The organism is Streptomyces coryli (genome assembly GCF_011044975.1).
GTDB lineage: Bacteria > Actinomycetota > Actinomycetes > Streptomycetales > Streptomycetaceae > Streptomyces > Streptomyces coryli.
The window spans coordinates 1-811 of sequence record NZ_JAAKZV010000574.1; the positions used below are offsets into that span (position 1 = coordinate 1).

Consider the following 811-nt stretch of genomic DNA (forward strand, 5'->3'; position numbering starts at 1 on the left):
GGGATGGGGAGGGGGGCGCGGCGGCCGGTGGGGGTCAGGTCGATTACGGGCTCGGCGCCGTATTCGGTGCGGGGGGCGGTGCCTTGGGCCGGAGAGGGCGGTCCTGCACCCTCGGGTCCGGGCGCGTCGAATACGCACTTCACCGGTGCGAGTTCGCGCAGCAGCGCTGCCGCGTCCGGTTCGACCCCGGCGAAGCGGGCGAGCCGGACTCGTGTCTCCGGGTATTCGCGGGCGGCCGAGCGCAGGAGTCCCGCGAGGCCGGCCCCGGTGTCGTCGCCTGCGCGGCACGCGACCGTGAACCAGGCGGGCTTGTGGAGCAGTGCCGCGCGGATTACGGCGAAGCCGCCGGGTAGGAGCGGGTCGGCGGCGGCGTCGAGGGCGGCGAGGTGGAAGACCCCGTCCAGCGGGCCGTATTCGGTGCCGAGCACCTGGCTGCCGTCGTATGCCCCGGCGTCAGCGCCGGCCATTCCGAGGCCGGCGACCAGTTCGGCGGCGAGCAACCCGCCGCCGAGGACGGCGAATCGCTTGCCGGCGAGGTCGGGTATGCCGGCTGGGGCCTCCAGGGGTGCGGACTCGACGAGGAGTCGCTTCGGAGCGGCGGTGAGGAGGTCGGCGGCGGATTGGTGGGTGGTCCTGGCGGGTGGTGTGGCGGATGGTGTGGCGGATGGCCTGGCATCGGATGGCCTGGCATCGGATGGTGACGGCCGCGTCGCCGGCTCTCGGCCGGGTTCGGTGCCGGTTGGGGAGCTGGCTACGGGAGGAGTGGGGCGGTGGGGCGCGTTGGTCTGCCGGGCGGCGGGTTGTGCGGGAG

The 811-nt window shown here is 74.6% G+C and carries 1 protein-coding gene; it reads right to left on the bottom strand.

Annotated elements, in window-relative coordinates; translation table 11 throughout:
* On the bottom strand, positions 1-500 hold a 500-nt coding region (locus tag G5C51_RS42260), incomplete at its 3' end, for a hypothetical protein (RefSeq protein ID WP_165246251.1).
* Positions 501-811 lie beyond the last annotated feature (311 nt).